The organism is Arthrobacter sp. 2YAF22_2, from assembly GCF_052114645.1.
Taxonomy (GTDB): domain Bacteria; phylum Actinomycetota; class Actinomycetes; order Actinomycetales; family Micrococcaceae; genus Arthrobacter.
Map to the genome: position 1 here is coordinate 1 of NZ_JBFRFD010000747.1, position 1192 is coordinate 1192.

At 66.6% G+C, this 1192-nt stretch carries 1 protein-coding gene and 1 pseudogene; one reads left to right on the plus strand and one right to left on the minus strand.

The features are described 5' to 3' along the window. Positions 1–452 (minus strand): TPM domain-containing protein (locus tag AB4Y86_RS19230; RefSeq protein WP_441403719.1); only part of this gene is annotated, 452 nt, incomplete at its 3' end. A 305-nt stretch (positions 453–757) separates the two neighbouring features. On the opposite strand from AB4Y86_RS19230, the pseudogene AB4Y86_RS19235 reads away from it, so the two are divergent. Continuing rightward, positions 758–1192, plus strand: a pseudogene (locus tag AB4Y86_RS19235) (hypothetical protein); the annotation flags it as partial.

The following is a 1192-nucleotide window of genomic DNA, read 5'->3' on the forward strand; positions in this document are numbered from 1 at the left end:
GCCGTGTCGATGGCGGCCTGCGCATAGTCGCCGTTACGCAGTTGCGGGTCCACCGCGTTCTTGATGATGTTGTCGCGCTGGGTGTTCGTGATCTTGCTGTTGGCAGGTTTGCTCAGCTGATACTTGCGGGCGTCGGTAGCCACGGCGAGCAACAGGGAGTTGGGACCCAGGTTGGCGTTTTGCGCTACGGTCGCGGCCCACTGCCCGCTGTCGGTGGGGTTCTGGAACGTCTTCACGTAGACCACGTACAGATTCATCTGATGGTCGGTGCCGAGTTTCTTGATTGCGGCCTCGACATCCGGCTTCTTTCCGCCCAGGACGCCGGCCGAGTCGACGATCTTAGTGGCGGGATCCAGGGTCACCGGATCCTCGGCGAGCGCGGGAGCGGCGGGGAGGGCCAGCAGTCCGGCGACGCCGATAACGGCGAGGAATCGTTTCATCATTGACCGCATGCGCAACCCTTCAGTACTTCCGTGACCGGATCGGGCCGATCCGGTCCACTCAGAACACGACAGCGCCCCCGCGCAGGTCCAAAGCCGCAGGTCGCTGTGGCAATTCCATTTGATTCTATGGTGCACCCCGGAGACCGTCCACCGCGGGGAATATGCCACCGGCGAAACGCGCTGAAGCGTCCGGGACGGCCTTCCGCGGGCCATGAACGGACGCGATGGCGTTCAGGAACCTCCCAGCAAATGTTCGCTCTTGTACCAGCCGGGGCGACCATAGTTAACTGCAGACGAGGATGAAAGGAAGTCCCATGACTGAGAACCCAACGCAGGGCGCGTCACCGGATCCATCAACGAGCAACCGGGAACCGCTGGAGCCTGGCCAGACCGCTGCCGGGGCTCCCCAGGCCGCGGCGGACGACTCAGCCCGGGAGAATCCGACCATGCGGCTGGACCGGCCGGCGGATGACGCCCCGCGGCCGGTATATCCGCAGCGCCAGCCGGCGTACGGCCAGCATGCGGCCCCCGACACCCAGCAGTTCGGTGCGCCGACGTCCCAGTCCCACGGGGAACCAGTCCAGAGCCACTCCGCGGCCCAGTCGCCCGCCGCGTACACCGGACAGTACGCACAGGGCCCCGGCCCCTACGCCGGTTACGGCAACCAGCCGCCGGCCCCGCACAACGGCGGCTACAACCACCCGGGCAACGCGCCGCGGCGCAAGGCGGCGTTCGGCGTCCCCACGCTC